The 26,794-nt window shown below is 62.9% G+C and carries 23 protein-coding genes; 17 read left to right on the top strand and 6 right to left on the bottom strand.

What is annotated here, in order from left to right; all coding sequences use genetic code 11:
• Positions 1-112: 112 nt before the first annotated feature.
• A complete protein-coding gene (locus tag ARUE_RS12140) occupies positions 113-1,396 on the bottom strand; it encodes a PrsW family intramembrane metalloprotease (RefSeq protein WP_014921975.1) in 1,284 nt (427 codons plus the stop codon).
• Between the two features lie 110 nt (positions 1,397-1,506).
• Here ARUE_RS12140 and pyrR point away from each other — a divergent pair, with 110 nt between their 5' ends.
• The 13 genes from pyrR (at position 1,507) to ARUE_RS12075 (ending at position 16,509) form a co-directional block, all read left to right on the top strand.
• On the top strand, positions 1,507-2,091 hold the full coding sequence (gene pyrR, locus ARUE_RS12135) for a bifunctional pyr operon transcriptional regulator/uracil phosphoribosyltransferase PyrR (protein ID WP_014921974.1): 585 nt from the start codon (positions 1,507-1,509) through the stop codon (positions 2,089-2,091).
• Positions 2,088-3,095 (top strand): aspartate carbamoyltransferase catalytic subunit, encoded by a 1,008-nt coding sequence (locus ARUE_RS12130; protein WP_011774953.1) that lies wholly within the window; start codon positions 2,088-2,090, stop codon positions 3,093-3,095. Before pyrR ends, ARUE_RS12130 begins: the two co-directional genes overlap by 4 nt.
• On the top strand, positions 3,095-4,420 hold the full coding sequence (locus ARUE_RS12125; protein ID WP_011774952.1) for a dihydroorotase: 1,326 nt from the start codon (positions 3,095-3,097) through the stop codon (positions 4,418-4,420). The genes ARUE_RS12130 and ARUE_RS12125 overlap by 1 nt, the downstream gene beginning before the upstream one ends.
• The gene (locus tag ARUE_RS12120) at positions 4,420-4,941 is read left to right on the top strand and encodes a PH-like domain-containing protein (RefSeq protein ID WP_011774951.1); all 522 of its coding nucleotides are present in this window, start codon (positions 4,420-4,422) and stop codon (positions 4,939-4,941) included. Before ARUE_RS12125 ends, ARUE_RS12120 begins: the two co-directional genes overlap by 1 nt.
• Positions 4,922-6,169 (top strand): glutamine-hydrolyzing carbamoyl-phosphate synthase small subunit, encoded by a 1,248-nt coding sequence (gene carA, locus ARUE_RS12115; protein ID WP_014921973.1) that lies wholly within the window; start codon positions 4,922-4,924, stop codon positions 6,167-6,169. The genes ARUE_RS12120 and carA overlap by 20 nt, the downstream gene beginning before the upstream one ends.
• On the top strand, positions 6,169-9,477 hold the full coding sequence (gene carB, locus ARUE_RS12110; protein WP_011774949.1) for a carbamoyl-phosphate synthase large subunit: 3,309 nt from the start codon (positions 6,169-6,171) through the stop codon (positions 9,475-9,477). Before carA ends, carB begins: the two co-directional genes overlap by 1 nt.
• Positions 9,470-10,345: an orotidine-5'-phosphate decarboxylase gene (gene pyrF, locus ARUE_RS12105; RefSeq protein ID WP_011774948.1), complete on the top strand. Its 876-nt coding sequence runs from the start codon at positions 9,470-9,472 to the stop codon at positions 10,343-10,345. Before carB ends, pyrF begins: the two co-directional genes overlap by 8 nt.
• A gap of 97 nt (positions 10,346-10,442) precedes the next feature.
• Entirely contained in the window at positions 10,443-10,769 is a 327-nt protein-coding gene (mihF, locus tag ARUE_RS12100; protein WP_014921972.1) for an integration host factor, actinobacterial type, read from the top strand.
• Positions 10,770-10,790: 21 nt separating this feature from the next.
• Positions 10,791-11,363: a guanylate kinase gene (gene gmk / locus ARUE_RS12095; protein ID WP_011774946.1), complete on the top strand. Its 573-nt coding sequence runs from the start codon at positions 10,791-10,793 to the stop codon at positions 11,361-11,363.
• A gap of 39 nt (positions 11,364-11,402) precedes the next feature.
• Entirely contained in the window at positions 11,403-11,663 is a 261-nt protein-coding gene (gene rpoZ / locus ARUE_RS12090; protein ID WP_011774945.1) for a DNA-directed RNA polymerase subunit omega, read from the top strand.
• A gap of 27 nt (positions 11,664-11,690) precedes the next feature.
• Positions 11,691-12,947 carry a bifunctional phosphopantothenoylcysteine decarboxylase/phosphopantothenate--cysteine ligase CoaBC gene (coaBC, locus tag ARUE_RS12085; protein ID WP_011774944.1) on the top strand — a complete coding sequence of 419 codons (1,257 nt, stop codon included), beginning with the start codon at positions 11,691-11,693 and terminating at the stop codon, positions 12,945-12,947.
• A gap of 76 nt (positions 12,948-13,023) precedes the next feature.
• The gene (gene metK, locus ARUE_RS12080; protein WP_014921971.1) at positions 13,024-14,253 is read left to right on the top strand and encodes a methionine adenosyltransferase; all 1,230 of its coding nucleotides are present in this window, start codon (positions 13,024-13,026) and stop codon (positions 14,251-14,253) included.
• Between the two features lie 159 nt (positions 14,254-14,412).
• A complete protein-coding gene (locus ARUE_RS12075; protein WP_014921970.1) occupies positions 14,413-16,509 on the top strand; it encodes a primosomal protein N' in 2,097 nt (698 codons plus the stop codon).
• Here ARUE_RS12075 and ARUE_RS12070 read toward each other — a convergent pair.
• Complete coding sequence (locus ARUE_RS12070; protein ID WP_011774941.1) at positions 16,506-17,126, bottom strand: PadR family transcriptional regulator; 621 nt, start codon at positions 17,124-17,126, stop codon at positions 16,506-16,508. The genes ARUE_RS12075 and ARUE_RS12070 overlap by 4 nt on opposite strands.
• Before the next feature lie 151 nt (positions 17,127-17,277).
• Here ARUE_RS12070 and ARUE_RS12065 point away from each other — a divergent pair, with 151 nt between their 5' ends.
• From ARUE_RS12065 to ARUE_RS12055, 3 genes are read left to right on the top strand one after another with little or no spacing between them, the layout of a single operon-like run.
• On the top strand, positions 17,278-18,381 hold the full coding sequence (locus ARUE_RS12065; protein ID WP_014921969.1) for an aromatic ring-hydroxylating oxygenase subunit alpha: 1,104 nt from the start codon (positions 17,278-17,280) through the stop codon (positions 18,379-18,381).
• Positions 18,382-18,396: 15 nt separating this feature from the next.
• Positions 18,397-19,398 (top strand): PDR/VanB family oxidoreductase, encoded by a 1,002-nt coding sequence (locus ARUE_RS12060; RefSeq protein WP_011774940.1) that lies wholly within the window; start codon positions 18,397-18,399, stop codon positions 19,396-19,398.
• A 14-nt stretch (positions 19,399-19,412) separates the two neighbouring features.
• Positions 19,413-20,759, top strand: a complete 1,347-nt coding sequence (locus ARUE_RS12055; protein WP_014921968.1) for an MFS transporter — start codon at positions 19,413-19,415, stop codon at positions 20,757-20,759.
• Positions 20,760-20,789: 30 nt separating this feature from the next.
• Here ARUE_RS12055 and ARUE_RS12050 read toward each other — a convergent pair whose 3' ends face one another.
• Genes ARUE_RS12050 through ARUE_RS12035 form a run of 4 tightly spaced genes read right to left on the bottom strand, consistent with a single transcriptional unit; the run spans position 20,790 to position 24,729 of the window.
• Positions 20,790-21,884 (bottom strand): glycosyltransferase family 4 protein, encoded by a 1,095-nt coding sequence (locus ARUE_RS12050; protein ID WP_014921967.1) that lies wholly within the window; start codon positions 21,882-21,884, stop codon positions 20,790-20,792.
• Positions 21,881-22,825: an alpha/beta fold hydrolase gene (locus ARUE_RS12045; RefSeq protein WP_011774937.1), complete on the bottom strand. Its 945-nt coding sequence runs from the start codon at positions 22,823-22,825 to the stop codon at positions 21,881-21,883. The genes ARUE_RS12050 and ARUE_RS12045 overlap by 4 nt, the downstream gene beginning before the upstream one ends.
• A 10-nt stretch (positions 22,826-22,835) precedes the next feature.
• A complete protein-coding gene (locus tag ARUE_RS12040) occupies positions 22,836-23,732 on the bottom strand; it encodes an aldo/keto reductase (RefSeq protein ID WP_043470314.1) in 897 nt (298 codons plus the stop codon).
• 34 nt (positions 23,733-23,766) lie between these two features.
• Positions 23,767-24,729, bottom strand: coding sequence for a sugar-binding transcriptional regulator (locus ARUE_RS12035; protein ID WP_011774935.1), 963 nt, complete (start codon positions 24,727-24,729; stop codon positions 23,767-23,769).
• 122 nt (positions 24,730-24,851) lie between these two features.
• Here ARUE_RS12035 and ARUE_RS12030 point away from each other — a divergent pair, with 122 nt between their 5' ends.
• Positions 24,852-26,633, top strand: a complete 1,782-nt coding sequence (locus tag ARUE_RS12030) for a glycerol-3-phosphate dehydrogenase/oxidase (protein ID WP_014921965.1) — start codon at positions 24,852-24,854, stop codon at positions 26,631-26,633.
• Positions 26,634-26,794: the final 161 nt, after the last annotated feature.

The raw sequence follows: 26,794 nt of genomic DNA, 5'->3' as shown, positions 1-26,794 counted from the left end.
GCATTCACAGCGATGAGCTATGCGCGGTAAGACAAACCGCGATAAGACAAGAAAGGACCCGCATCCACAGGATGCGGGTCCTTCTTGCGTTACTGGAGGACGGCCTCTTGCGTCACTGAAGCACCGCCGCCCGGAGGGTGGGGATCCTGCGCAGATGCTCAAGCTCATCGTGCTGGTGGATGTGGACGTCGCGGCCACTCAGTATCCGTTGCCGGGTAAACGCCAGTGCAGTGGCACCTTTGATGAATGACTTCATCTGGTGACCACGCCCGCGCGAGGACGCCCAGCGAACGGCCTGTCGGCGGCCTCGTGACGTGGCCAGCATCTCCACTTCAGCTGGAGTGAACCAACCTGCCCGGGCGTACTCGAGGAGCCGTTGGCGGGTGAGCTTTCCTTCGGCGACACGGAGAAGAATGATGCCTGCGGCGGCGACCAGGAAGATCGGCACCTGGACCACAAAGTACTCCACCAGGAAGTTCTGTCCCATGCTGTTCCAACGGTTGTGCAGGAACATCGCGGGCAGCAAGCCGACGAAGAACGCAAGGACCGCGTACCCTGAGTGCCATTTCCGGGCGGCGAAGCCCATAATCAGTCCGGTTGTTCCCGTGAACACCGCGTGGGCGAACGGGGACATGACCCCGCGGAGGATGAAGATGCGGACCAAGTCAGTTCCGGGATCGGCGGACGAGGCTATTTCGCGACCAAAGTAGAGGATGTTCTCCGTGAAGGCGAAGCCGGCGGCGATGGTGAAGGCGAACACGACACCGTCAACAGGTCCGTCAAAGTACTTGCGTGCTGCCAAAATCAGGACCAGCAGCCCCAGCGATTTGGTGAACTCTTCCACGATGGGGGCCTGCACCGTGGCCATGAAGTAGGTGAAAGCTTCTTCGCTGGAGGTTGGTGCGGCAAGTGCGAAGAGCGGCTGGATCAGCAACGTACCGGCAATGGAGACGGCCGCACCCCACGTAAAGGCGAACCAGAGGAGTCGTTTCGGCTCGGGCTCCCAGCGGTCGATCAGGCGCACCGTCAGCAGCACCACTGACAGCGGAATCAGGGAGGCAATGAATCCGATCACGAAACCGGTGATGCCGGTGTTGCCCAGCAGAAACGGCACTACCAACAACAGACTGCCCAGAACCAGCACAGTTCCCGCAATGAGCAGGGGGAGCATCCCCCAGGACCGGCGTCCCGGGGGTGTTGGCGGTGCGGCCCAGGTTTGCTGGGGTAGTGACGTTGGATTACCCGGGGCGGGTTGATAGTTCCCCGGCTGCACGCGGCCGATCCAGGTGGGGTTGGCACCAGGTTCCAGGTATGGCCGCGGACAGGGCTGGCCGTGGTGGTTCATGGTCATGGGCAAGAGCCTATTCCACAGTACGGAGTGTGAGCTTAAACTCACGCCTCACTGGCGTCCCCGTTGAGATGGGAAAGAGGCGCTGTGGTAGCTTTGAAAAGCAAATATTCCTTTTTTAATTCCGTCCCGTGAGGCGGGGAAAGGGGAGACGAGCGATGACTGAAGTCACTTCAGCGCACGTGCCGTCGCGGGTTGTTCTCAATCAGGCGGACATTGATCGTGCGCTCACTCGTATCGCCCACGAGATCCTCGAAGCCAATAAAGGCTCCCAGGACCTTGTCCTGTTGGGCATTCCCAGCCGCGGCTATCCTTTGGCAGTGCGGCTTGCCAACAAAATTGCAGCCGCCGACCCCACGGTGAACGCCGAGACGATGGTTGGCCAGCTGGATGTCACCATGTTCCGTGACGACCTCTCCCATCAGCCCACGCGGCCCCCACGCCACACACGGCTCCCGTTGTCCGGGATCGACAACAAGGTTGTTGTCCTGATCGACGACGTTCTTTATTCCGGTCGGACCATTCGCGCCGCGTTGGACGCTTTGGTTGACCTTGGGCGCCCACGGATCGTCCGCTTGGCTGTGCTGGTGGACCGGGGCCACCGCGAGCTTCCCATCCGGGCAGACCACGTGGGCAAGAACCTGCCCACTTCCTCATCCGAGAAAGTCCGGGTCCACCTCGAGGAGATCGACTCCGTGGACGGCGTGCCCGTCAACGAGGTAGTAATTGAGGCTGGCAAGTGAAGCACCTCCTTTCCACCGAAAACCTCAGTCTCTTCGACGCCGTTCGTGTTTTGGACACGGCGGAGGAAATGTCCGCCGTCGGCGAGCGTGAAGTAAAGAAACTCCCGGCACTCCGCGGCCGCACCGTGGTTAATCTTTTCTTCGAAGACTCCACCCGTACCCGTATCTCCTTTGAGGCGGCAGCCAAACGCCTGTCAGCGGATGTTATCAACTTCGCCGCCAAAGGATCGTCGGTTTCCAAGGGGGAGTCCCTTAAGGACACCGCGCAGACACTCGCAGCCATGGGCGCGGACGCCGTCGTTATCCGCCACTGGGCTTCCGGCGCGCCGCACAGGCTCGCCGCCACCGACTGGATAGACGCAGCTGTCATTAACGCCGGCGACGGTACCCATGAGCACCCTACCCAGGCACTGTTGGATGCGTTCACCATGCGCCGCCATTGGTCGCAGGTCAACGGTACTGAGTCCACGGGAGCAGATCTGAAGGGCATGCGCGTAGCGATCGCCGGGGATGTCTTGCACTCCCGTGTCGCCCGGTCCAACGTTTGGTTGCTGAAGACCCTTGGCGCCGAGGTCACCTTGGTGGCGCCGCCTACTCTGCTGCCCATCGGCGTCGAGCACTGGCCTTGCAAAGTCAGCTACAACCTGGACGAGACGTTGGAAGCAGGCATCGACGCCATGATGATGCTGCGTGTCCAGGGTGAGCGCATGAACGCGTCCTTCTTCCCCTCAACCCGCGAGTACTCGCGCCGCTGGGGTTTCGATGACGCTAGGCTCCGGATGCTGGACGACCTCGGCATGAAGGACACCATCATCATGCATCCAGGCCCCATGAACCGGGGATTGGAGATATCTTCTGCGGCCGCAGATTCACCGCGTTCCACCGTGCTCGCGCAGGTGCGGAACGGTGTCTCGGTCCGCATGGCCGCCCTTTACCTGCTGCTCTCCGGGGACTCCCGCGAAGCCGCCCCGAACGTAAGCCAGTCCAGCAAGGAGACCAACTGATGGCCGAGAACACCTACCTGATTCGTGGGGCCGCCATCCTCGGCGGCGAAGCTGAAGACCTCTTGATTCGTGACGGCGTTATCGAAGCACGCGGCAAGGACCTGTCAGCTGACGACGCAACAGTCATCGACGCCCAGGGCCTCGTCGCCCTGCCCGGCATGGTGGACGTTCACACCCACTTGCGTGAACCCGGCCGCGAAGACGCCGAAACGGTGGAAACCGGTACCCGGGCCGCTGCACTTGGTGGCTTCACCGCGGTCCACGCCATGGCCAACAGCAACCCGGTGGCAGACACTGCAGGTGTCGTGGAGCAGGTTCACAGCCTGGGCCGGGCGTCCGGCTGGGTTGACGTGCGCCCCGTCGGTGCAGTGACGGTGGGCTTGGCCGGCGAGCAGCTCGCCGAGTTGGGTGCCATGGCGGACTCCCGTGCGCAGGTCCGGATGTTCTCCGACGACGGCATCTGCGTCCACGATCCCGTCCTCATGCGCCGTGCCCTGGAATACGTCAAAGCGTTCGACGGCGTGGTGGCCCAGCATGCGCAGGAGCCGCGCCTTACCGCCGGTGCTCAAATGAATGAAGGCACTGTGTCTGCGGTGCTCGGACTCACCGGCTGGCCGGCTGTTGCAGAGGAAAGCATCATCGCCCGCGACGTTCTGCTTGCACAGCATGTTGGTTCCCGCCTCCACGTATGCCATGTCTCCACTGCAGGTTCCGTGGAGATCGTGCGCTGGGCGAAAGCGCGAGGGATCAACGTTACTGCCGAGGTCACCCCGCACCACCTGCTCCTCACCGATGAACTGGTCCGCAGCTACGACCCCGTGTACAAGGTCAACCCCCCGCTGCGCACCGACGCCGATGTTCAGGCGCTCCGCGAGGGTTTGGCCGATGGCACCATCGACGTGGTGGGAACCGACCACGCCCCGCACCCCAGCGAGCATAAGGAATGCGAGTGGGCGCAGGCAGCCATGGGCATGACCGGTCTTGAAACTGCCCTGTCCGTGGTCCAGGAGACCATGATCGAAACCGGCCTCATGACGTGGGCCGACTTTGCAAGGGTCACGTCCTTCACGCCCGCAGTCATCGGTCGCGTCGCCGATCAGGGCCGTCCGTTGGAGGTTGGCGAGCCGGCCAACGTCATTCTGGTGGACCCGGCTGCGCGTTGGACCGTTGACCCCCATAAAATGGCAACCATGGGCCGCAATTCACCGTTCAAGGGCAAAGAGCTGCCTGGATCCGTGGTGGCGACCTTCTTCAAGGGCCACCCCACGGTGCTTGATGGCCAGCTCAACACGCCGTACAGGTACCCGGCAGTCAGCAGCAACTGATGGACAACCAAACACTGACCGTGCTCATCACGGTGCCGCTGATCGTCATCGTTTTGGCGATGATCTGGCTGGGGTGGCGGAACCGGCTAAGGCGACAAGCCGACGTCGAACGCCTCCCCGAGGTGCCGGAGCAGCTGACGCCGGCCACCGTTGTCTCGGACGGCCAGTACGTTGCCACCACCACGGCGGGCGACTGGCTGGACCGGATAGCAGTCCAGGGCCTGGGTATCCGGACCAACGCGGAACTGAGCATCCATGCTGAAGGTGCGTTGTTCGACCGTTCAGGCGCCGCCCCGGTGTTCATCCCGCGCTCAGCCCTGGTGGACAGCCGCGAAGCCAACGGAATGGCCGGGAAGTTCGTCGAAAAGGACGGACTCCTGGTCATCAACTGGAAGCTTGGCTCCCGGGAACTCGACACCGGATTCCGTTCCAGGCACGCAGCCGACAAGCAGCTCCTCCTCGAAGCCCTCCAAGAATTGATCTCCGCAGCCCCTCAGGCAGATGCCGATAGTGGAAAGTAATAAAGTGACGGATAGTAAAGCAGCCACCACACCCGCCCCCTCAGCAGCAGTACTCGTGCTCGAAGACGGCCGCATGTTCCGCGGCCGCAGCTACGGAGCCCAGGGAACGGCTCTCGGTGAGGCCGTCTTCGCCACCGGCATGACCGGGTACCAGGAGACCATCACTGATCCCTCCTACGCCCGCCAGCTTGTGGTCCAGACCGCGCCTCACATCGGCAACACAGGCGTCAACAGCGAAGACGCTGAATCCCGCCGCATCTGGGTAGCCGGATATGTTGTGCGCGACGCCGCCCGCCGCCCCTCAAACTGGCGCTCCGAACGCAGCCTCGATGATGAACTGGTGGACCAGGGAATCGTTGGCATCCAGGGCGTAGACACTCGCGCCATCACCCGCCACCTCCGCGAGCACAAAACCATGCGCGCCGGCATTTTCTCCGGCGAGGCCGCACAGGCCAGCGACAAGGAACTCCTGGACGCTGTCCTTGCCAGTGCGCCCATGGAAGGCGCAGCGCTGGCTGAGGAAGTCTCCATTGATGAGGCCTACGTTGTGGAACCCAAGGACCACGGCTGGGAAGGTGAGCCGCGCTTCTCCATCGCGGCGGTTGACCTGGGCATCAAGGCCATGACGCCGGTCCGCTTCGCCGAGCGCGGCGTGCGCGTGCACGTCCTGCCTGCAACGTCCACCCTTGAGGACGTCAACGCGGTCAACCCGGACGGCTTCTTCATGTCCAACGGACCTGGCGACCCCGCTACAGCTGACCACCAGGTCTCGCTTCTGCGCTCGGTGCTTGATGAGAAGCTCCCATACTTCGGCATCTGCTTCGGTAACCAGATCCTCGGCCGTGCCCTGGGTTTCGGCACCTACAAGCTCCGTTACGGCCACCGCGGCATCAACCAGCCCGTCATGGACCGCCGCACCGGCAAGGTGGAAATCACCTCGCAAAACCACGGTTTCGCCGTTGACGCACCGCTGAACGGTTCCACCGTGGCGCCGGAAGAGCGCTTCGGCCGCGTGGAAGTAAGCCACGTTTCGTTGAACGACGACGTCGTTGAAGGACTCGCCTGCCTCGACATCCCGGCGTTCTCGGTCCAGTACCACCCCGAAGCCGCGGCCGGACCGCACGATGCTGCGTACCTCTTTGACCGCTTCATCGACCTCATGGCCGACACCAAGTCCAAGGCCACAGGCGCCAACTCCACCGACTCCAAGACTGAGGACAAGAAGTAATGCCCAAGCGTACAGATCTCAAGAGCGTCCTTGTCATCGGTTCCGGCCCCATTGTCATCGGCCAGGCGGCTGAGTTCGACTACTCCGGTACCCAGGCGCTTCGCGTCCTCAAGGAGGAGGGCCTGCGGGTCATCCTGGTGAACTCCAACCCGGCCACCATCATGACGGACCCGGAGTTCGCCGATGCCACGTATGTGGAGCCCATCACTCCTGAGGTGGTGGAGAAGATCATCGCCAAGGAGCGCCCAGACGCCATCCTGCCCACCTTGGGTGGCCAGACTGCGTTGAACACGGCCATCGCGCTGGACAAGAACGGTGTGCTGGAGAAGTACAACGTGGAACTCATCGGCGCGAATATTGCGGCCATTGAGCTCGGCGAAGACCGCGAGAAGTTCAAGGGCGTCGTGGAGCGTTGTGGCGCAGAGTCCGCACGCAGCCACATCATCCACACCATGGAAGAGGCCTTCGCTGCTGCCGAGGACCTGGGCTACCCCATGGTGGTCCGTCCGTCCTTCACCATGGGTGGCCTGGGCTCCGGGCTGGCTTACAACGAGGACGACCTCCGCCGCATCGTCGGCCAAGGCCTCCAGTACAGCCCCACCACCGAGGTCCTGCTCGAAGAGAGCATCCTCGGCTGGAAGGAATACGAGCTCGAGATGATGCGCGACAAGAACGACAACGTCGTTGTTGTGTGCTCCATCGAGAACTTCGACCCCGTAGGTGTCCACACCGGTGACTCCATCACGGTCGCCCCGGCGCTGACCCTCACGGACCGCGAGTACCAGAAGCTGCGCGACGTCTCCATCGCCGTCATTCGCGAAGTGGGCGTGGACACCGGTGGTTGCAACATCCAGTTCGCCATCGATCCCGCCACGGGTCGTGTGGTGGTCATCGAGATGAACCCCCGCGTATCCCGTTCCTCCGCCCTGGCCTCCAAGGCAACCGGCTTTGCCATCGCCAAGATCGCCACCAAGCTGTCCCTTGGCTACACCTTGGACGAGATCCCGAACGACATCACCCAGAAGACGCCGGCCTCCTTCGAGCCCACGTTGGACTACGTAGTGGTCAAGGTTCCGCGTTTCGCGTTCGAGAAGTTCCCGGCAGCCGACAACACGCTGACCACCACCATGAAGTCTGTTGGTGAAGCCATGGCCATGGGTCGTAACTTCACCGAGGCCCTGCAGAAGGCGCTTCGCTCACTGGAGCAGAAGGGCTCGCAGCTGGACTTCAGCTCCGTGCCGGAGTACGAGGTTGCCGAGCTCATTGAGAAGGCCAAGCGCCCCACCACGGACCGCCTGCACCAGGTGCAGCGCGCGCTCTTGGGCGGCGCCACGGTGGAAGACCTCTTCGAAGCCACAAAGATCGACCCCTGGTTCCTGGATCAGCTGCAGCTCTTGAATGAGACCGCGCAGGAGATCCGCAAGGCCGGCGTCCTCACGGAGGAAATGCTGCGCAACGCCAAGCGCCACGGCTTCTCCGACGAGCAGATCGGTGCTTTGACGCACAACAACGAGGCCGTGGTCCGGGGCGTCCGCCAGGCGCTGGGCATTCGTCCGGTCTACAAGACGGTTGACACCTGTGCAGCAGAGTTCGCCGCCTACACCCCGTACCACTACTCGTCCTATGACGAGGAAGACGAAGTAGGCCTGCACGCCAAGCCCTCCGTCATCATCCTGGGCTCGGGCCCCAACCGCATTGGCCAGGGAATCGAGTTCGACTACTCCTGCGTCCACGCCTCCATGGCGCTGCGCAAGGCCGGCTATGAGACGGTCATGGTCAACTGCAACCCCGAGACCGTCTCCACGGACTACGACGTCTCCACGCGTCTCTACTTCGAGCCGCTGACCCTTGAGGACGTCCTTGAGGTCATTGCCGCAGAGGAGCGCACCGGTGGCGTTATGGGCGTCTTCGTACAGCTCGGCGGCCAGACCCCGCTGAAGCTGGCCCAGCAGCTCGCCGACGCGGGTGTTCCGATCCTGGGCACCTCGCCGGAAGCGATCGACCTCGCAGAGCACCGTGGAGCCTTTGCCCGCGTCCTGGATGAAGCCGGCCTGACCTCCCCGAAGAACGGCACCGCCGTTTCCTTCGAGGACGCCAAGAAGATCGCCGACGAAATCGGCTACCCGGTGCTGGTCCGTCCGTCCTACGTCCTGGGCGGCCGCGGCATGGAGATCGTCTATGACGAAGCCAACCTCTCCCGCTACATCGCCAACGCCACCGAAATCACCCCGGACCACCCGGTGCTGATTGACCGCTTCCTTGAAGATGCGGTCGAAATTGACGTCGACGCACTCTTCGACGGCACCGACATGTACCTCGGCGGCATTATGGAACACATCGAAGAAGCGGGCATCCACTCCGGTGATTCCGCATGCGTGCTTCCTCCGATTACTCTTGGCAACAACGTGATCGAGCGTGTGCGCACGGCAACCCGTGCCATTGCCGAAGGTGTAGGCGTCCGCGGACTTATCAACATCCAGTTCGCGCTGGCCTCGGATGTCCTGTACGTCCTTGAAGCCAATCCGCGCGCTTCCCGCACCGTTCCGTTCGTCTCCAAGGCAACGGGCGTGCAGATGGCCAAGGCTGCTGCCCTCATTGGTACTGGCGTGACCATCAACCAACTCCGCGGCGCTTACAAGATGCTGCCGGAAACCGGCGACGGTTCCACCCTGCCTTTGGACGCCCCGGTTGCCGTCAAGGAAGCGGTCCTTCCGTTCAGCCGCTTCCGTACTCCTGAAGGCAAGGTTGTCGACTCCCTGCTCGGCCCGGAAATGCGCTCCACCGGTGAAGTCATGGGCATCGACAAGCACTTCGACACCGCGTTCGCCAAGAGCCAGGCCGCTGCGAACAACGCCTTGCCTACCGAGGGCAAGATCTTCGTCTCCGTGGCCAACCGTGACAAGCGCTCCGTGATCATGGGCGTCAAGCGACTCTCGGACCTGGGCTTCGAGATTGTTTCCACCGGTGGCACTGCTGACGTCCTGCGCCGCAATGGCATCCAGGCGACTCCGGTCCGCAAGGTGGCAGAGGGCAGCAGCGCCGAGGGCGAAGGCACCATCGCGGATCTGGTCATAGCCGGCGAGATCGACATGGTCTTCAACACGCCCTCCGGTGGCGAAGCCCGCAGCGACGGATACGAGCTCCGTGCCGCGGCAACGTCGATCGGCATTCCCTGCATCACCACCGTTGCCGAGTTCAACGCCGCAGTGCAGGCCATTGAGGCACTGCGCACCTACGAATGGTCGGTGACCAGCCTGCAGGAGCACGCAGCCAACCTGTCGGCGGCAATGGAAGCAGCCAATGCCTGAGTCTGCTTCACCCCAGCAAGAGCAGCAGCCGGTCCGGGAGTCTTTTGGCTCCCGGCTGGCTGCCGCCATGGCCGCGCGCGGCCCGCTCTGCGTCGGAATCGACCCCCACCCGCAGCTTTTGGCTGATTGGGGATTGACCGACGACGCCGCGGGGCTGGAGCGCTTTTCGTTGACAGTCGTGGAGGCCGTGGCTTCCCTCGCTGCCGCGGTCAAGCCGCAGGTGGCGCTCTATGAGCGTCATGGCTCCGCCGGCATGGCGGCCCTGGAGCGCACTCTGGCCGCATGCGCTGAGGCAGGCGTGCTCAGTATCGCCGATGCCAAGCGCGGGGACATCGGCTCCACCATGGCGGCTTATGCGGATGCTTGGCTGCGGGATGGTTCGTCCTTGGCTGCGGACTCGGTGACCCTGAGCCCGTACCTTGGCTTTGAGTCGCTGCGGCCGGCTTTGGATCTTGCTGCGCAGTATGGCAGGGGAGTGTTCGTGCTTGCACTGACATCGAATCCTGAAGGAAAGTCTGTCCAGCACGTTGGCGGAGGCGACTCCGTGGCGCGCCGGATGGTTGCCGCTGCTGCAGCGGAGAACCAGCGGTATCAGGGCGTTCTAGGTTCCGTCGGTTTGGTTGTTGGCGCTACTATCGGTTCCGCGCTTGAGGACCTGGACATCAACTTGGCTCCTGTCCGCGGCGCGATCCTCGCCCCCGGACTCGGCGCGCAGGGCGCTACTCCTGCTGATCTTCGGGCGACTTTCGGCCATGCCTATCCCTCAGTCCTGGCGACCTCCAGCAGGGGGATCCTGGCCGCTGGTCCGTCTTTGGCGAGCCTGCGTGCCGCAACAGCAGAGACGCTGGACGGGCTTCGCTCCGAGTAAGTTGCCCACCCTCATTGCGCAACCGGGCCCCTGCCGGTAGGTTCAGGATCAGTCCGCGTGATCTGGATCACAATTGCGATCTGACAGGGGTTTGGCAGTGGGCCTTAAAGAGCTGACACCGCAGGAGCGCTCCGCTGCGCTTGAAAAGGCTGCCAAGGCGCGGGCCGTGCGTGCCGCTGCCAAGGAACGGCTCAAGCGCGGAGAGGTGAGTGTTGCGGAGCTGATCTCTTCCGGTTCAACGGATGAAGCGATAGCCCGCATGCGGGTGGTGGAATTGCTGGAGGCGTTGCCGGGCATCGGGCCCGTCAGGGCTGCGGGGATCATGGCGGAGATTGGCATTGCAGGATCCAGGCGCATCCGGGGACTGGGAATTCATCAGGCCCGGGCGCTGGTAGATTTTATGGATACCCAGCAAAGCGTTTGACGCATCTCCCCGAAGGAATCCGTGAGCAAGAAACCCGGACTGACTGTCCTTGCAGGCCCCACTGCCGTTGGCAAGGGAACCGTATCCACCTACATCAGGGACAACTATCCGGAGGTTTGGCTCTCAGTCTCGGCAACCACCCGGGCCGCGCGTCCGGGCGAAAAGGATGGCGTTCACTACTTCTTCAAGTCCGCGGAGGAGTTCGACTCCCTGGTAGCTGAGGGTGAACTTCTGGAGTGGGCCGTGGTGCACGGCCAGAACCGCTATGGAACGCTTCGCAGCACGGTGGACGCGGCCATCGCCGACGGCAAGTCAGTGCTGCTGGAGATCGACCTCCAGGGCGCACGACAAGTCAAGGCTGCCGTCCCGGACGCGAATTTCGTGTTCCTGGCACCGCCCAGCTGGGACGAAATGGTCCGCCGCTTGGTGGGCCGCGGTACTGAAACTCCCGAGGAACAGCAGCGCAGGCTGGAAACCGCTAAACTGGAACTTGCTGCTGAACCGGAGTTTGACCACACCGTCATCAATGACGACGTTCGCCGGGCAGCGGACGAGCTTGTTTCACTCATGGGGCTTACCCCGCACCAGCGCTAAGCGCTTGCATTTGTTGGCCCGCTAAAATTTGGAGAATTCGTGTCCACGAACCTTGAAGGCATCATCAACCCGCCGATCGATTCGCTGCTTGAGGCTGCTGATTCCAAGTACGGCCTGGTCATCTTCGGCGCCAAGCGCGCCCGCCAGATCAACGCCTACTACGCACAGCTGCACGAGGGCCTGTTCGAGTACGTCGGCCCGCTTGTTGACACCAAGCTGAACGAGAAGTCGCTGTCCATCGCACTCCGCGAGATCAACGAAGGCCTTCTGGTTTCCACGCCGATCGAGCCCACCGAATAACAAAGACTGCCTGTTGACGGAGGTCACGTGCGCATAGTCCTCGGAGTCGGGGGAGGGATTGCAGCCTACAAGGTTGCATCGCTCCTCCGGCTTTTTACTGAAGCCGGCCACAAGGTAACGGTCATTCCCACAGAAGCTGCTACCCGGTTCGTCGGAGTGGCCACGTGGGAAGCCCTGTCCGGCAACCCTGTGAGCAACAGCGTCTTTGACGACGTTGAGAAGGTCAACCACGTCCGCTTGGGGCATGATGCAGACCTGATCGTGGTTGCTCCAGCCACGGCCGACCTCTTGGCCAAAGCAGCAACCGGACAGGCGGGCGACCTCCTCACCAACACGCTGCTGATGGCCCACGGTCCAGTGCTCTTCGCTCCTGCGATGCACACGGAAATGTGGCAGCACGCCGCAACCCAGGCCAACGTGGAGACGCTGCGCAGCCGAGGTGTGACGGTGCTCGAGCCTGCCTCCGGTCGACTCACGGGTGCTGACTCAGGCCCCGGCCGCTTGCCGGACCCGGAAGCGATCTTTGCTGCGGCTATGGCTTTGGCCGAGGCTTCCGTGGAGGGCGAAGGGAAGGCAGCGCCTGCCGCGCACGCCTCCCTGGCAGGCCGTACCGTCACCATTTCCGCCGGCGGGACAAGGGAAGCGCTTGACCCTGTCCGCTTCCTGGGAAACAGGTCCTCTGGAAAGCAGGGTGCGGCACTGGCTGCTGCAGCCTTGGCTGCCGGGGCAACTGTCAGATTCCTCGCCGCGCACATGGACGTCGATCCGCCTGCCGGCGTCGAGCTTGTCCGCGTTGAATCAGCCTTGGAACTGCGGGAGGCGGCGCTGAAAGCGGCGGTGGACTCCGACGTCGTGATTATGGCCGCCGCCGTGGCGGACTTCCGTCCGGCAGAGGTGTCGGACACCAAGATCAAGAAGGTCGACGGCGAGGACGCGCCCGTTGTGCGGTTGATCCGGAACCCGGACATTCTGCATGAGCTGGTTGAACGCCGCAACGCCGAGGGTGGTCAGCAGTTGATAGTGGGTTTCGCGGCCGAAACAGGCGACGCCCAGGGCGACGTCCTGGAGCATGCCACGGCCAAACTCAAACGCAAGGGCTGCGACCTCCTAGTGGTTAATCAGGTGGGTATTGGCCGCGTCTTCGGCCAGGATGACAATTCCGTGGTGATCCTGTCCGGTCACGGAGCGGAGCCGCAGTCGGCCGCCGGCACCAAAGCCGATGTCGCTGCCGCGGTGATTGATCGGGTGGGCGCCGAACTTGCGCGGGTCTTCCCGGCTTTGTAACTGAGCACACACCCGAATTCTTAGCAAAGGGACACACGGCAGATATCGTCGTCCCGCAACCCAGTAAGGTGGTCGAGTGACTTTACCGCTGCACCATGAACACCATGGCACCCCGTCCAAGCTCCGGCTCTTCACCTCCGAGTCGGTCACTGAAGGGCACCCGGACAAGATCTGCGACCAAATCAGCGATGCCATCCTTGATGCGCTCCTGGCTGCTGATCCTGAGTCCCGTGTGGCCGTCGAAACCATGGCCACTACAGGCCTGGTGCACGTAGCGGGTGAGGTCACCACAGACGCTTATGTTGAAATTCCGCAGATTGTCCGCGAGACCATACTGGGTATTGGGTACGACTCGTCGGCCAACGGCTTCGACGGCGCCCGCTGTGGTGTGTCCGTGTCCATCGGCCAGCAGTCCAACGACATCGCAGGTGGCGTCTTCAACTCCCTCGAGGCCCGCGAAGGCCGTCAGGAGGACGACTACGACCTCCAGGGCGCGGGCGATCAGGGCATCATGTTCGGCTACGCCAGCGATGAGACGGCGTCTTACATGCCCACGCCCATCTGGCTGGCCCACCGACTTTCCGAGCGTCTGACCGAAGTCCGCAAGAACGGCGAGTTGGCTTACCTGCGCCCGGATGGCAAGACCCAGGTCACCGTAGGATACGACGGCGACCGGCCGGTTTCCGTTGAAACGGTAGTCATCTCCAGCCAGCACGCAGAAGAAGCGAGCCTGGAGCAGCTTCGTGCGGACTTGGCCAGCTACGTGATCGATCCTGTTCTGTCGGCGTCCAACCTGGATATCGCCCGGACTGCAAACATCTTGAACCCGGCCGGCGCCTTCGTCATCGGAGGACCCGTGGGCGACGCGGGCCTGACCGGCCGCAAGATCATCGTGGACACGTACGGTGGATTCTCACGCCACGGCGGTGGCGCCTTCTCCGGCAAGGATCCGTCCAAGGTAGACCGCTCAGCGGCGTACGCCATGCGCTGGGTTGCCAAGAATGTGGTGGCCGCCGGACTGGCCAAACGTGCTGAGATTCAGATTGCCTACGCCATCGGCCAGGCACGCCCTGTTGGAACCTACGTTGAGACCTTCGGCACGGAGACTGTTGACCCTGCCCGCATCAGTGAAGCCATCGACGAATTGTTCGACCTCCGTCCGCGTGCCATCATCGACGCACTGGACCTCAAGCGACCCATTTACACCAAGACGGCGGCTCACGGTCACTTCGGCCGTGATGAACCCGACTTCACATGGGAGCGCTTGGACCGGGTGGCTGACCTGAAGGAATACTTCAACGCCTGATTGCTGTTTCGTCAGGCCGGTCCTGATCGCTGATGTTGTTTTGTCGGTGCTTCGTGGTTGGCTGGAGACAGAGAGATGCCCGTAGCGGGTCAATCCCGCTGCGGGCATCTGTGTTGATGGTGCTCAGTGGTTTTCCGCGCGATGAGGTGGAGGTGAAGTATGGCAGGACACGAGGCCCAGCCATCGTTGCTTCAACCCTCGCTGCTGCAAGGTTTCCCGGACCGGGTTCCTGTCAACGGACCTCCGTTGGCAGCTGTGAATCCCGTTGCGCGCGTCGTCCTGGAGTCTTCCGTGCCGCACTTGGACAGGCCCTTTGACTACAGCGTTCCCGCGGAGCTGTCCGAAACTGCGGTTCCCGGTGTTCGTGTAAAGGTGAAGTTCAACGGCCAGGAGCTCAATGGTTATATCGTCGAGCGGCGTGTGGACTCGGATGCAGCCCATCCGCTGACGGTCCTGAATAAAGTCGTGTCCCCGCTGGCTGTCCTGACCCCTGCTATCTCCGAGTTGGCCGGCGCGGTCGCTGCCCGGTACGCCGGTACGCTCAGCGATGTTCTCCGGACGGCTGTGCCTCCCCGTGTGGCCAAGGTGGAGAAGGAATTTTTGGCCGGAGATCTCGACGCCGACGCAGCGGACCTGAAACCGTTCACGGATGCCCGTGCGTGGGCGGCGTACTCCAACGGAGCGCCGTACCTGCAGCACCTAGCCAGTGGTGGTTCGCCCAAGGCTGTCCTGACGGCCCTACAAGGGTTCGGTCCTGGTGGTTGGCCCGCCCTCGTGGCGTCAGCCGTTGCCACGGTCCGTTCCTCAGGCCGGGGAGCCGTGGTGGTAGTGCCGGATTACCGGGATCTTGAGCAGTTGGAGGCGGCGCTTGCCAACGTCCTGCCGTCTTCGGACGTCGCCCGGCTCACCGCGGATGATGGGCAAACGCCTCGCTACCGGAATTTCCTGCGACTATTGACCGGTGCGGCGGGGGTCGCCATCGGCACACGTTCGGCGGCGTATGCTCCCGTCCGCGACCTTGGCTTGGTGGTGTGCTGGGACGACGGCGACGACCTCCACATCGAGCAACGGGCTCCTTATGCACACACCAGGGAGGTCCTTCTGCTCCGCGCCGAGCAGGAGCATGCCGCCTGCCTCATGGCGTCCCATAGCCGCAGCACTGAACTTCAACGCCTCGTTGAAATGCGGTGGGCAGTGCCCATTGAAGCTCCGCGCACACATGTCCGCTCTACGGTGCCCCGGGTTCTCAACACGGCGGACAGTTTCGAGCAAGAGCGCGATCCGTTGGCGCGCATTGCGCGTTTGCCTGGCGCGGCGTGGCGTGCGGCAAAGGAGGGCCTGGAGCGCGGCCCGGTTCTGGTCCAGGTAGCCCGCGCGGGATACGCCCCGTCCTTGGTGTGCGAGACGTGCCGGGAACTAGCGCGCTGCAACGCCTGCCGGGGCCCCTTGGCCGTGTCCAGCAGTTCCGCGATGCCGGCATGCCGGTGGTGCTCCACCCCCGCTCCTCAATGGCGTTGCACCCACTGCAGTGGGACAAAGCTGCGCCGTGGAGCGGCTGGAGTCATGCGTACTGCCGAGGAATTAGGACGGGCCTTCCCCGGCAAGGCCGTCGTGACGTCCTCCGGCGAACACATCAAGGCAACAGTCCCGGATGCACCCGCACTGATAGTCGCTACGGTGGGTGCCGAGCCTGTTGCCCCAAACGGTTACGCGGCTGCCCTGCTGTTGGACGGCAACTCGCTGCTCCGGCGGGAGAATCTGCGGGCGGGGGAGGACACTGTTCGCCGGTGGTTCAATGCCGCCTCCCTCGTGAAGCCAGCCAGCCAAGGTGGGCTCGTGGTGATTACTGCGGATGACACCGCGGCGACGGGAGCACTGTTGCGGTGGGATGCTTCCGGCTACGCATCGCGCGAACTGGCGCTTCGGAAGGAACTGCAGCTGCCACCCGCAGTCAGGGTAGCTTCCGTGACAGGCGCAAGGGCCGACGTCGTGCATTTCAGTGACGCGCTGGAAGCCAACGCCGAGTTGGCGTCGGCACCGAAACTTCGCAAAGCCGGACCTGCGCCGGTGCACCTGTTTGGAGGAGCCCAGTCGTCAGCCGAAGAGAGCGATTCGGAGGTCAGGACCCTCTACTTCATTCCCTACGCTGACGCTGCGACCGCCACCCGTGCCATGCGGGCCGTGAAGGTAGCAAATGCCGCTAAGCGTACCTCAGGACCCGTTCAGTTGCGCTTGGACGGCGTAGACGTCCTCTAGGTCCCTGGTTCATTCACTGGATCAGACGTTCCGGGGTTCTCTATATCTTCAAGTATCTGCAGGCCGCGCTTCGCCCACGCGATTTCCTGCTCGGCATGGGCAAGCTGACCTTCATAGGCGAAGACCTTGAAGCGGACAATATGCTCTCGTTCCTCTTCGGAGTACAGGGCGAGGCGCCGGGCAAGCGTGGGATGGGTGCGCTGCTCGAGAGCTTGGATCATGTACAGAGTTTGGAGGCGTTGTTCGTCGTAATGGGCGATGTGAGCTCGCAGCTGCGCAGCCGCCACGCCGGACGGGGCCCACTCGAAGTAAGCGGCCCTGAGGCGCGCAGGGTCCCGGTCCCGGACGTAGGTGAGCGGCTGATTCTGCCACTCGATCAGAGCCGCCTCGCCTGCCGGCGCAAGGGCATACTCCGTTTTCGTCGCTCCGCGGGTGCCCCACGGCACAGGCCTGCTGGAGAGTAGGCCCTCGGCGTGCATCCTTCGCAGCTCCGGGTAGATCTGGGAGTCGGGGGCGTGCCAGACGTGGCCCACGGAGGAGCTGAACTGCTTGACCAAGTCGTAGCCTGTCAGCGGACCTGAGGACAGCAGTGCCAGCAGAGCTGAGCGAAGGGTCACAGGCGCTCCTTTCAGGACGGCAATTACAGCTTAGCCCCAGAAGAGCTTTGCAAACCACTATCGAGATAGATAGTATGTGTCTCACGTCACCAAATAACTATGTTGATAGTTATTTTTTCTCTCCGGCCCGCTCAAAGATGAGGACCGCTTCATGACTGTCTCTGCAACAAAGACCACATCCACCGCCAAGCTCCTGCCCTCTCCGCTCAACGCATGGTTCGTGGCGGGGTGGGATCATGAGATTTCCGCCAAAGGGATTCTGGCCCGCACCATCGCCGGCCGCCCTCTGGCCCTCTACCGAACAGGAGACGGCCGCGCCGTCGCATTGGCCGACGCTTGCTGGCACCGTCTTGCCCCGCTGTCCCAGGGGAAACTCGTGGGCCGTGACGAGATCCAGTGCCCGTACCACGGGCTGCGTTACAACGCTGCTGGCCGCTGCACCTCGATGCCTGCGCAGGAAACCCTCAATCCCTCAGCCACGGTGCCCTCTTTCCCTGTGGTCGAGCGGTACCGCTATGTGTGGGTTTGGCTCGGTGATCCTACGAAGGCCGACCCGGGCCTGTTGCCGGACATGCACCAGTTGGACAGCCCCGAGTGGGCGGGAGACGGCGAGACCATCCACGCCCCATGCAACTACCAGCTGGTCCTCGACAACCTCATGGACCTCACCCACGAGGAGTTCGTGCACAGCTCCTCGATCGGGCAAGAGGAACTGTCCGAGTCCGAGTTCGAGGTGACCCACGACGAGACATCCGTCACTGTCACCCGCTGGATGCGCAACATTGACGCGCCACCGTTTTGGCTGAAGAACATGCGGGACAAGTTCCCGGACTTCGAGGGAAAGGTGGACCGCTGGCAGATCATCCATTACTACTTCCCCTCCACCATCTGCATCGACGTCGGGGTCGCCGAGGCCGGGACCGGAGCCCCCGAGGGCGACCGCTCCCGCGGGGTGAACGGCTACGTCATGAACACCATCACGCCGGAGACCGAACGTTCCTGCCACTACTTCTGGGCGTTCATGCGCAACTACCGGTTGGAGAGCCAGCTCATCACCACACAGCTGCGCAACGGCGTGCACGGGGTCTTCGGCGAAGACGAGGCCATGCTCCTTGCGCAGCAGGCGGCCATCGACGCCAACCCCGACTACGAGTTCTACAACCTCAACATCGACATGGGCGGGATGTGGGTGCGCCGGCTCCTGGAGCGTGCGCTCGAAGCCGAGAGCCGCCTCGCCGCCCTGCCGGGCAGCTGAGCAGGGGAGAAAACCGTGGCCGATTCCCATCACATCCTGTGGCAGCAGGCCGTCGTCGACGCCGTATCCGACGTGGCCGAGAACATCCGCCGCATCGTCCTGCGTCCGGAGCGTCCCTGCGCCATTCGTCCCGGCGAGCACGTGGATGTCCGCACGACCATCGAAGGCGAGCAGCACGTCCGCTCATACTCCGTGGTCAATGCCGCCGACGATGGCACGCACCTCGCCCTCAGCGTCTTCCGGACCCCCACCTCCCGCGGCGGATCCGTGTTCATGCACTCTCTCCAGCCCGGGCAGCGCCTGGAGATCACCCAGCCGTTGCAGAACTTCCCGCTGCGGATCGGAGCCCCCTCCTACGTCTTGCTTGCCGGGGGCATCGGCATCACCGCAATCGCCGGGATGGCCGCGTTGCTGCGCCGCCTCGGCGCCGACTACCGCCTCGTCTATGTGGCCCGCTCCCGGGATGCGATGGCCTACCTGGATGACCTCGCTGCCATGCACGGAGACCGCTTCGAGGCGCACATCGACGCGGAGGGGGTTCCCCTTGACGTCCGGGCCCTCGTGGGCTCAGCCCCCGAGGACGCAGAGTTTTACATGTGCGGGCCCATTCGGCTCATGGACGCTGTCCGCCGTGCATGGACCGAGCGGGAGCTCGAGCCCACGAACCTGCGCTACGAGACTTTCGGCAACAGCGGCTGGTACGAGGCAGAACCATTCACCGTGCGGATACCGCGGCTGGGGGTAGAGACACATGTCGGCTCCGATGAGTCCGTGCTGGAGGCCCTCGAGCGCGATGGTGTGGACATGATGTCGGACTGCCGCAAGGGCGAGTGCGGCCTGTGCCAGGTCAAGGTCCTTGAGCTCGCCGGACGGATCGACCACCGCGACGTTTTCTACTCGGACCGCCAGAAGGAACCCAACACCAAAATGTGTTGCTGCGTCTCGCGGGTGGTCGCTGCCGAACCGGGCACAGTCCTGACGCCCCGTCCCACCATCCTCACCATCGACGTTCCCTGAGAGGCATCAGTACCATGGATATCAGACACCAGATCGACGCATCCAAGATGTCGTCCTACCAGTGGCTCATCATCGCCGTGACCACCTTCCTCAACGCCCTCGACGGCTACGACGTGCTGGCCATGGCCTTTACAGCCACATCCGTGACCAAGGAGTTCGGACTCTCCGGTTCCCAGCTTGGGTGGCTGCTCAGCGCGGGCCTCATCGGTATGGCCGTGGGTTCGCTCGTCCTCGGGCCCTTCGCGGACCGCTACGGCCGGCGCAAGATCCTCATCGTCGCACTGGCGATCAACGCGGTCGGACTGTTGCTGTCCACAACAGCGAACTCCGCGCTCGAGCTCGGCCTGTGGCGCGTCGCCACAGGACTGGGTGTGGGCGGCATCCTCGCCTCTGCGACTGTGATCACGAGTGAGTTCGCCAATGCCCGCCGTCGCGGTATGGCCGTCAGCATCTTCACCGCGGGCTATGGAGTAGGTGCCACGCTCGGTGGCATGGGAGCGACCCAGCTCATCCCCGCCTTCGGGTGGCGCTCCGTGTTCCTCGTTGGTGGCCTGCTGACTCTGTTGGCGATCGCTCTGGTGGTTGTCCTCATGCCAGAGTCCGTCGACTACCTCCGCACCCGGCGACCGGCGGGCGCGGCCGGGAAGCTCCAGCGCATCGCCGGCCGTCTGGGTCTCGAGGGTGACGTCAATCCCGGTCCTGCCCCTGTGAGTGCCGGTAAGCAGCAGGGCAGCGTGGCCGTGCTCCTGAGCCCGCGGTACCGCACGGCCAGCATCCTGCTTTGGATCTCCTTCTTCGTCATCATGTTCGGCTTCTACTTCGCCAACTCATGGACGCCCCGGCTGCTCGTGGAATCAGGGATGACGGAGCAGCAGGGCATCATCGGGGGACTCATGCTCACCATGGGCGGAACCTTCGGTTCGCTGCTCTTCGGCGTGCTCACCACCCGGTGGGACGCGCGGTTGACCCTCATGGTCTTCACGGTGCTCTCGGCCGTGACCCTCGTCCTGTTCATCACCACAAGCCCCCTGCCGCTGCTGGCGTTCTCGTCCGGCGTGGTCGTCGGGATGCTCGTCAACGGTTGCATCGCTGGCCTCTACACCGTGGCTCCCATGACCTACGAGCCTGGTGTCCGCACCACGGGTGTGGGCTGGGGGATTGGTATTGGCCGGGCCGGTGCCATCCTCGCTCCCATTGCGGTCGGCGCGCTGCTTGACAACGGATGGAACCCCCACCAGCTCTACATCGGAGTGGCCGTGGTGGTCCTCCTCGCGGCCGTCGCCCTGTTCCGACTGCGGCCCTACGAAGAGATTGCATCCTCCGTAACCAACCAGCCTGCGTCAAGAGCGACTACTGGATGACAGGCTGCCGCCCCGGGACCTGGGAGTGCGCTAAGCGCGTTCCCGGGTCTTGCGTGCGCGCCGGGCCACGACTTCTTCCGCCGCAGCCACGAGCTGCCGCGCAGACTCGTCCCAGTTGAATTCTGCCGCGCGCTCCGCGGACCGGCGGGAGCGTTGCTGCCAAAGTGCGTCGTCGGCAAGGGCCGTCACAGCGGCCGCGAATTCCGTCGGCGATTCGGGGTGGACGTAGCTGACGGCGTCCCCACCCACTTCACGGAAAATCGGAATATCGCTTGCGATAACGGGGGTGCCCAAGGCCATCGCCTCCACCAACGGCAAACCGTACCCTTCGGCTCGTGACAGGCTGATCAACGCGGTGGCCCTGAGGAGGAGTTCGTCGTATTCGGCATCAGTAACACCGTTGTGGAAAAGGACCTTGGCTCCCTCAGGAACCATCGCCTCCAGTTCTTCTTTGCGCTGCGGAGTGATCCTGCTGAGCAGGTGAAGGGTGTAGTCGTGCAGGCCGGACATACCCCGGATCATGGTTTCCACGTTCTTGTACGGCATGAACGAACCCATGTAGAGCAGGGACTTGTCCGCGCCTGCCTCGGGGTCGCGCGCTGTCTGGCCCGGTTGGGGTGCGTTGCCCACAATGCGCACGGGACGCTTTGTCAGCTTGTACTTGGCTATGAGGGCCTCGGTGGTGCGGCTGATGGTAGCCACGATGTCCGCCCGGTTAAGCAGGAATCGCTGTGGCCAGAACGCCTTGTGGTAGAGGCGCCACAACAGGCGCACGGGGGCAGGCAGGAAGCCCGGGGGAGTCGGGTGTTCGTAGTAAATGAGGTCGTGCAGGGTCAGTACCAGCCCGTATCGGCGGCCCACGGTGCCCATGGTCTGCATGGGACACACCACCACGTCAGCACCCAGGGGGTTGACCTTGCGGGCGACGAACAGCTCCAAGGGAGACAAGGGGCTGTTGACCATGACATACGGAACGTCGGGCAGCAGGGCCAGTTGGCGCTTGTCGCTGATCAGCATGGTGACGTCGGCGATTTTGGACGTTGCGGCTATGAGGCTGGAACCGTAGCGGCTGATGCCATCGTGGTGGTCCGTTCGGGTAAAGCGGGCGTCGATGACAATTTTCACGCGGGATGTTCCTCCAGGAAGGTGCGGATTGCTGCTGCCGCCGGAACCGGCGTCTCATAGTGGATTAAATGCCCGACGCCGGGAATCACTTCCAGCTTTGCGTCAGGTAGTCGTTTCATGAGTTTGTACTGGTTGGGGAGAGTGGCTATTTCATCCTTCTCGCCGGCGACCAACAGCACGGGGAGAGTAAGTTGTTCGGCGACCTCGGCCACATTGCCTGAGACGGAAGCCTTGAACGATTCGAGCAGGCTCTTCCGGTCCGCGAAGGCACTGAAGTAGGCGTCATGCTGGCCGTGGATGAAACTGCGCAGGCCCTTATCCTTGGTTTTGGCCATGGTGATGCTCATGATGCGAACGATCAGCCGATTGCGAAGGACGGCCAGTCCCAGAGGGCGGGGAAGCTTGGCGGACGCCTGGTAATACAGCACCGCAAGCTTGGTCATGATGCCTTTGGGGCCCTCCAATGCGGGCGCAGCAATGGGGTTGATCAGGATCAGCGGAAAGACGGTTCCCGGATTCGCGGCGGTGAAGTGGCTGGCCACGATTGAGCCGAAGGAGTGGCCCAGCAGGACAGTCTTGTCATCCAAGTCGAGGGCGGCCATGAAACCGGAGATGAACGTTCCATAGCGTTCAACGCTGTGCTCATCGTCGACGAAGGGCTCCGAACTCCCGAAGGCGGGCAGGTCCGGCATGATGATCCGCATCTCCGGAAGTTGATCGGCCACGCGCAGCAGCCCGTGGTGGTCTCCCCGGAAGCCATGGATCACCAGGATGGTGCGTGTCATTGGAGTGACCATGACCGGTTCGTAAGTCCAGTACGCTACGTTGCTGCCGTCCACCTCAACGTCCGAGGCATGGGTCCGCCCCTGCAAGGATTTGCTGAAGAATTCGCTGGGGGCCTGCGCACCTCGTGGGGAGTGCGTGGTGTCCACGTTGTCCATTCGTTTGTTCCTAGTTTACGTTGTCCGGGTGGGACCCGGTCCGATGGTGGCGTTCGAGAGTGGCTATGCCGTCCATGTCCGCGGCGTCCAGTTCAAAATCAAAGACGGCGTAGTTTTCCTTGATCCGTCCCGCCGAACTCGCCTTGGGGATGACCAGGTTCCCCAGCTGAAGATGCCAGCGCAGAATGATCTGGGCCGGGGTCCTTCCATACTTCTCGGCGAGCGACACAATGGCAGGGTCAGCCAGGACCTGTCCACGGCCGAGGGGGCTCCAAGCCTCTGTGGCGATCCCCAACTGTTCATGCAGGGTCCGCAGCCTGGTTTGCTGCAACCAAGGGTGCAACTCGATCTGGTTTACCGCGGGGACAACTTCGGCCTTCTGCATGAGTTCTTCAAGGTGTCCGGGCTGGAAATTGGAAACACCGATCGCCCTCACCTTGCCTTCACGGTAGAGGGTCTCCATGGCTTTGTAGCTTTCCGCAAAAAGGCCACGGCCGGCACACGGCCAATGAATGAGGTAAAGGTCCACGTAGTCGAGGCCAAGGTTTGAAATGGACGTATCGAATGCGCGGAGCGTGGCATCGTAGCCGTGATCGTCGTTCCAGACCTTGGTGGTGACGAAGAGGTCCTCACGTGCAAGTGAGTGCACCGACTCTCCAGAGCCGCCGGTACCCCTGTTGGCTTCCGCGGCATCGCCGATAGCGCCGCCGAGGGCGCGGCCCACCCCTACCTCGTTGCCGTACATCGCTGCAGTATCAAATCGCCGGTAGCCCTCACCCAAAGCCGTGGACACCAAAGCTTCTGCGTCTTTGGCGGGAACTTTGTAGAGCCCGTATCCCATGCGTTCCATCTGTACGCCGTTATTCAATGCCAGCCTGTTTGATGTCAGCTTGGATGGGGATCTCATAGCAACGACTCTACCCATTCCTTGCACGATTGCTTCAGGAATGACCATTGAAACTCACCAGGCGTCGGGCTGAGGCTTCGTCCAGAATGAGGTCCGTCGCCAGCCCCGCAGCCAAGGCTCCTTGGAGGCCGTTGATCTTGGATGCGCCGGAGACCACGCAGATACGGCGCCTGACTTGCCGCAATTGTTCATGGCTGGGCCCGGTCGACCTCTCATTCAAGGTGATGCCATCAGAGGATCCATCGCTCCTGAAGAAGACCGTGGCTACGTCGCCCACCACATCGTCGGCGGCCAACATGGTGAGGTCGTGTTCATCGAGGTAACCACCGGCATAGACATGGCTCGGGTAATCCGAATCCACAGACCCGACGCCGAAGATTGCGATGCTCATGCGGGCTTGCAAGTCCAGGATGCGCTGAACGCTGCGCTCATTCCACATGGCTGTCTTGGTGGAGGCGTGATCAAAAAACGCCGGAACAGGGAACTGTTCCACGCGGGCCCCGTACGCACTGCCGAAGCGCCGCATGATGTCACTGGCATAGGTAATGCCGGTGGTTTGCATGTTTCCAGCGCCATTGAGCTGGACCACGATGCTGTCGTGGGTCATCTTTCGGGTGAGGTGCCGGCTGACGGCGCTCAGCGTCGCGCCCCAGGCCACACCGATGATGGCATTCGAGTCCACCAGAGGGCCTATTGTTCGTGCAGCCTGCATGGCTACGCGGTCCAGGGTCTCTGCTTCGTTGAGCGTGTCCAGCACCGGAACCACGTGGACGTCCACGCCGTACTGGTTCCGGATCTGGCTTTCCAGCTCAGGGCCGGTATCAAAAGGGCTTCGAATCTGAACCTGAACCAAGCCTGTTTCCCTCGCCGAAGACAACAGCCTGGACACCGTGGACCTGGATGTCCTCAGCTCCCGGGCAATGGCATCCATGGTCAGGTCTTGCAGGTAGTACATCTGTGCAGCCCGGAGCGCATCCGAGTGACGTGATCGTGCCATCTCATTTCCTTACTGCACGTTTGTGCAAATAGCTTGACTCCATTTTCCACCTTCGCAAGATTAGTGGTGAACGGTGCAGCAGCGAGTGGCGCGGCGCACGAACCAAGCCCAAGGGAGCAGTTTTGGGACACAACAGGATTTCCGGTACCTCACAGCACACACAGCGCGACTCCGTCGTTGCGTTGCAGGAGCGGCCTTCGGCCAAGGTACTCATCATCGGCGGTGGCATCAATGGTGTGGGAACGTTCCGCGATCTCGCCCTTCAAGGCGTCGACGTAGCGCTTGTTGAACGCGGTGACTACTGCCAAGGTGCAAGTGGCGCCTCGTCCCACATGATCCACGGCGGCATCCGCTACCTCGAAAACGGCGAGTTCCGCCTGGTCCAGGAATCCGTGGTTGAGCGCAACCGTCTGCTGCGGATTGCGCCGCACTACGTGAAGCCGCTGCAGACCACCATCCCGATCTTCAGCACGTTCTCCGGCATCCTGTCCGCACCCATGCGCTTCCTCACCCACAAACAGGGCAAGCCCAAGGAGCGCGGCGCGTTCCTCATCAAGGTTGGCCTGAGCATGTACGACTTCTTCTCCCGCGACGGCGGCAGCGTACCCCGCCACCAGTTCCGCGGCCGGACAAAGGCCTTGGCCGAGCTCCCCAAGCTGCACTCCGGCATCAAGTACGCGGCCACGTACTTTGACGCTTCGGTTCACAACCCCGAGCGCCTCACCCTCGACGTCCTCCAGGATGGCGAGAAGGCAGGCCGAGGTGGGGGACTCCCAGGAGGAAGCGCCCGCGCCAGCAACTACGTCTCGCTTGTCTCCATGGGTTCGGACGGAGTGCGGCTCCGCGATGAACTGACCGGCAAGGAATTCGACTTCCAGGCCGACGTCATCGTCAACACCACCGGCGCCTGGGTAGACCTCACCAACCAGGCCATGGGCGCCGTCAGCAAGTTCATGGGCGGCACCAAAGGATCGCACATCGTCCTTGACCACCCGGAACTGCTCGCCGCGTGCAACGGCCGGGAGATCTTCTTCGAGCACACCGATGGCCGCATCGTCCTGATCTACCCCATGGGGGACCGCGTACTGGTCGGCACCACGGATGTGGACGCTGATATGTCCGAAGACGCAGTGTGCACGGATGAAGAGATCGACTACTTCTTCGACCTCGTCGGCCACGTGTTCCCCACCATCAAGGTGGAGCGGGAGCAGATCGTCTACAGTTTCGCCGGAGTTCGGCCCCTGCCGCGCCACGACGAAACGCAGCCGGGATTCGTCTCACGCGATTACCGCATCGAACGCAGCGTCCGCACCGGCGGCGACGCCGTCCCAACACCAGGCGGTAAGGCCGCCGTCGTACTCAGCTTGGTAGGCGGCAAGTGGACCACGTTCCGCGCCCTGGCCGAACACATGAGCAATGACGTCCTTCGCGAACTGGGCATGGAACGCAAAGTCTCGACGGCGAAACTCGCCATCGGCGGCGGCTCCGGCTTCCCTGCCTCAGAACAGGGCGAGCAGGAATGGATCAAGAAGCACATGGGCCCGGGCCTGGACGCTGACCGCGTAGCCGTGCTGCTGACCCGGTACGGAACCCGGGCAGACGCCGTCATTGACTACCTGAACGCGGGACATGACACGCCGCTGCGTTCCACGCGCGAACTGAGCGTTCGGGAGCTGGCTTTCATGGCCGAGCACGAGCAAATCGGGCACCTGGTGGATGTCCTCATTCGCAGGACGTCACTCGCGTTCCGTGGGCTGGTCACCGGCGAATTGCTCAACGAGATCGCCGCAGCGTTGGCCGAGCCGCTCGGTTGGGACGCCGCTGCCCGTGAAGCGGAGATCCGCCACGCCCAAGAGGTACTGCAACGGTTCCACAAGGTTGACGTGCACAGTCTCGTAGCCTGACACCAAGCAGCGGAAACAGCTTGACCGTCCCAGCGTGCGGTAGGGACGGAATGGGGTAGGTGGGCCCGCCAGGGGACCACCACACCGGGACGGTTCCGGAGACAACTGAACCGTCCCAACAGCCTCTTCACCCGCGAGGAGGCTGACAACAGAAAAATGAG

It is taken from the genome of Arthrobacter sp. Rue61a (genome assembly GCF_000294695.2).
GTDB classification, from domain to species: Bacteria; Actinomycetota; Actinomycetes; order Actinomycetales; family Micrococcaceae; genus Arthrobacter; species Arthrobacter aurescens_A.
The sequence above is the reverse complement of the archived record's forward strand: the minus strand, read 5'-3'. Positions and strand labels throughout refer to the sequence as shown.

Excerpts from the sequence above, each read along its gene's own strand:
- pyrR (WP_014921974.1), top strand. The coding sequence starts at position 1,507 with ATGACTGAAGTCACTTCAGCGCACGTGCCGTCGCGGGTTGTTCTCAAT.
- ARUE_RS12125 (WP_011774952.1), top strand. The coding sequence starts at position 3,095 with ATGGCCGAGAACACCTACCTGATTCGTGGGGCCGCCATCCTCGGCGGC.
- ARUE_RS12120 (WP_011774951.1), top strand. The coding sequence starts at position 4,420 with ATGGACAACCAAACACTGACCGTGCTCATCACGGTGCCGCTGATCGTC.
- carA (WP_014921973.1), top strand. The coding sequence starts at position 4,922 with ATGCCGATAGTGGAAAGTAATAAAGTGACGGATAGTAAAGCAGCCACC.
- carB (WP_011774949.1), top strand. The coding sequence starts at position 6,169 with ATGCCCAAGCGTACAGATCTCAAGAGCGTCCTTGTCATCGGTTCCGGC.
- pyrF (WP_011774948.1), top strand. The coding sequence starts at position 9,470 with ATGCCTGAGTCTGCTTCACCCCAGCAAGAGCAGCAGCCGGTCCGGGAG.
- ARUE_RS12075 (WP_014921970.1), top strand. The coding sequence starts at position 14,413 with ATGGCAGGACACGAGGCCCAGCCATCGTTGCTTCAACCCTCGCTGCTG.
- ARUE_RS12065 (WP_014921969.1), top strand. The coding sequence starts at position 17,278 with ATGACTGTCTCTGCAACAAAGACCACATCCACCGCCAAGCTCCTGCCC.
- ARUE_RS12055 (WP_014921968.1), top strand. The coding sequence starts at position 19,413 with ATGGATATCAGACACCAGATCGACGCATCCAAGATGTCGTCCTACCAG.
- ARUE_RS12045 (WP_011774937.1), bottom strand. The coding sequence starts at position 22,825 with ATGGACAACGTGGACACCACGCACTCCCCACGAGGTGCGCAGGCCCCC.
- ARUE_RS12040 (WP_043470314.1), bottom strand. The coding sequence starts at position 23,732 with ATGAGATCCCCATCCAAGCTGACATCAAACAGGCTGGCATTGAATAAC.
- ARUE_RS12035 (WP_011774935.1), bottom strand. The coding sequence starts at position 24,729 with ATGGCACGATCACGTCACTCGGATGCGCTCCGGGCTGCACAGATGTAC.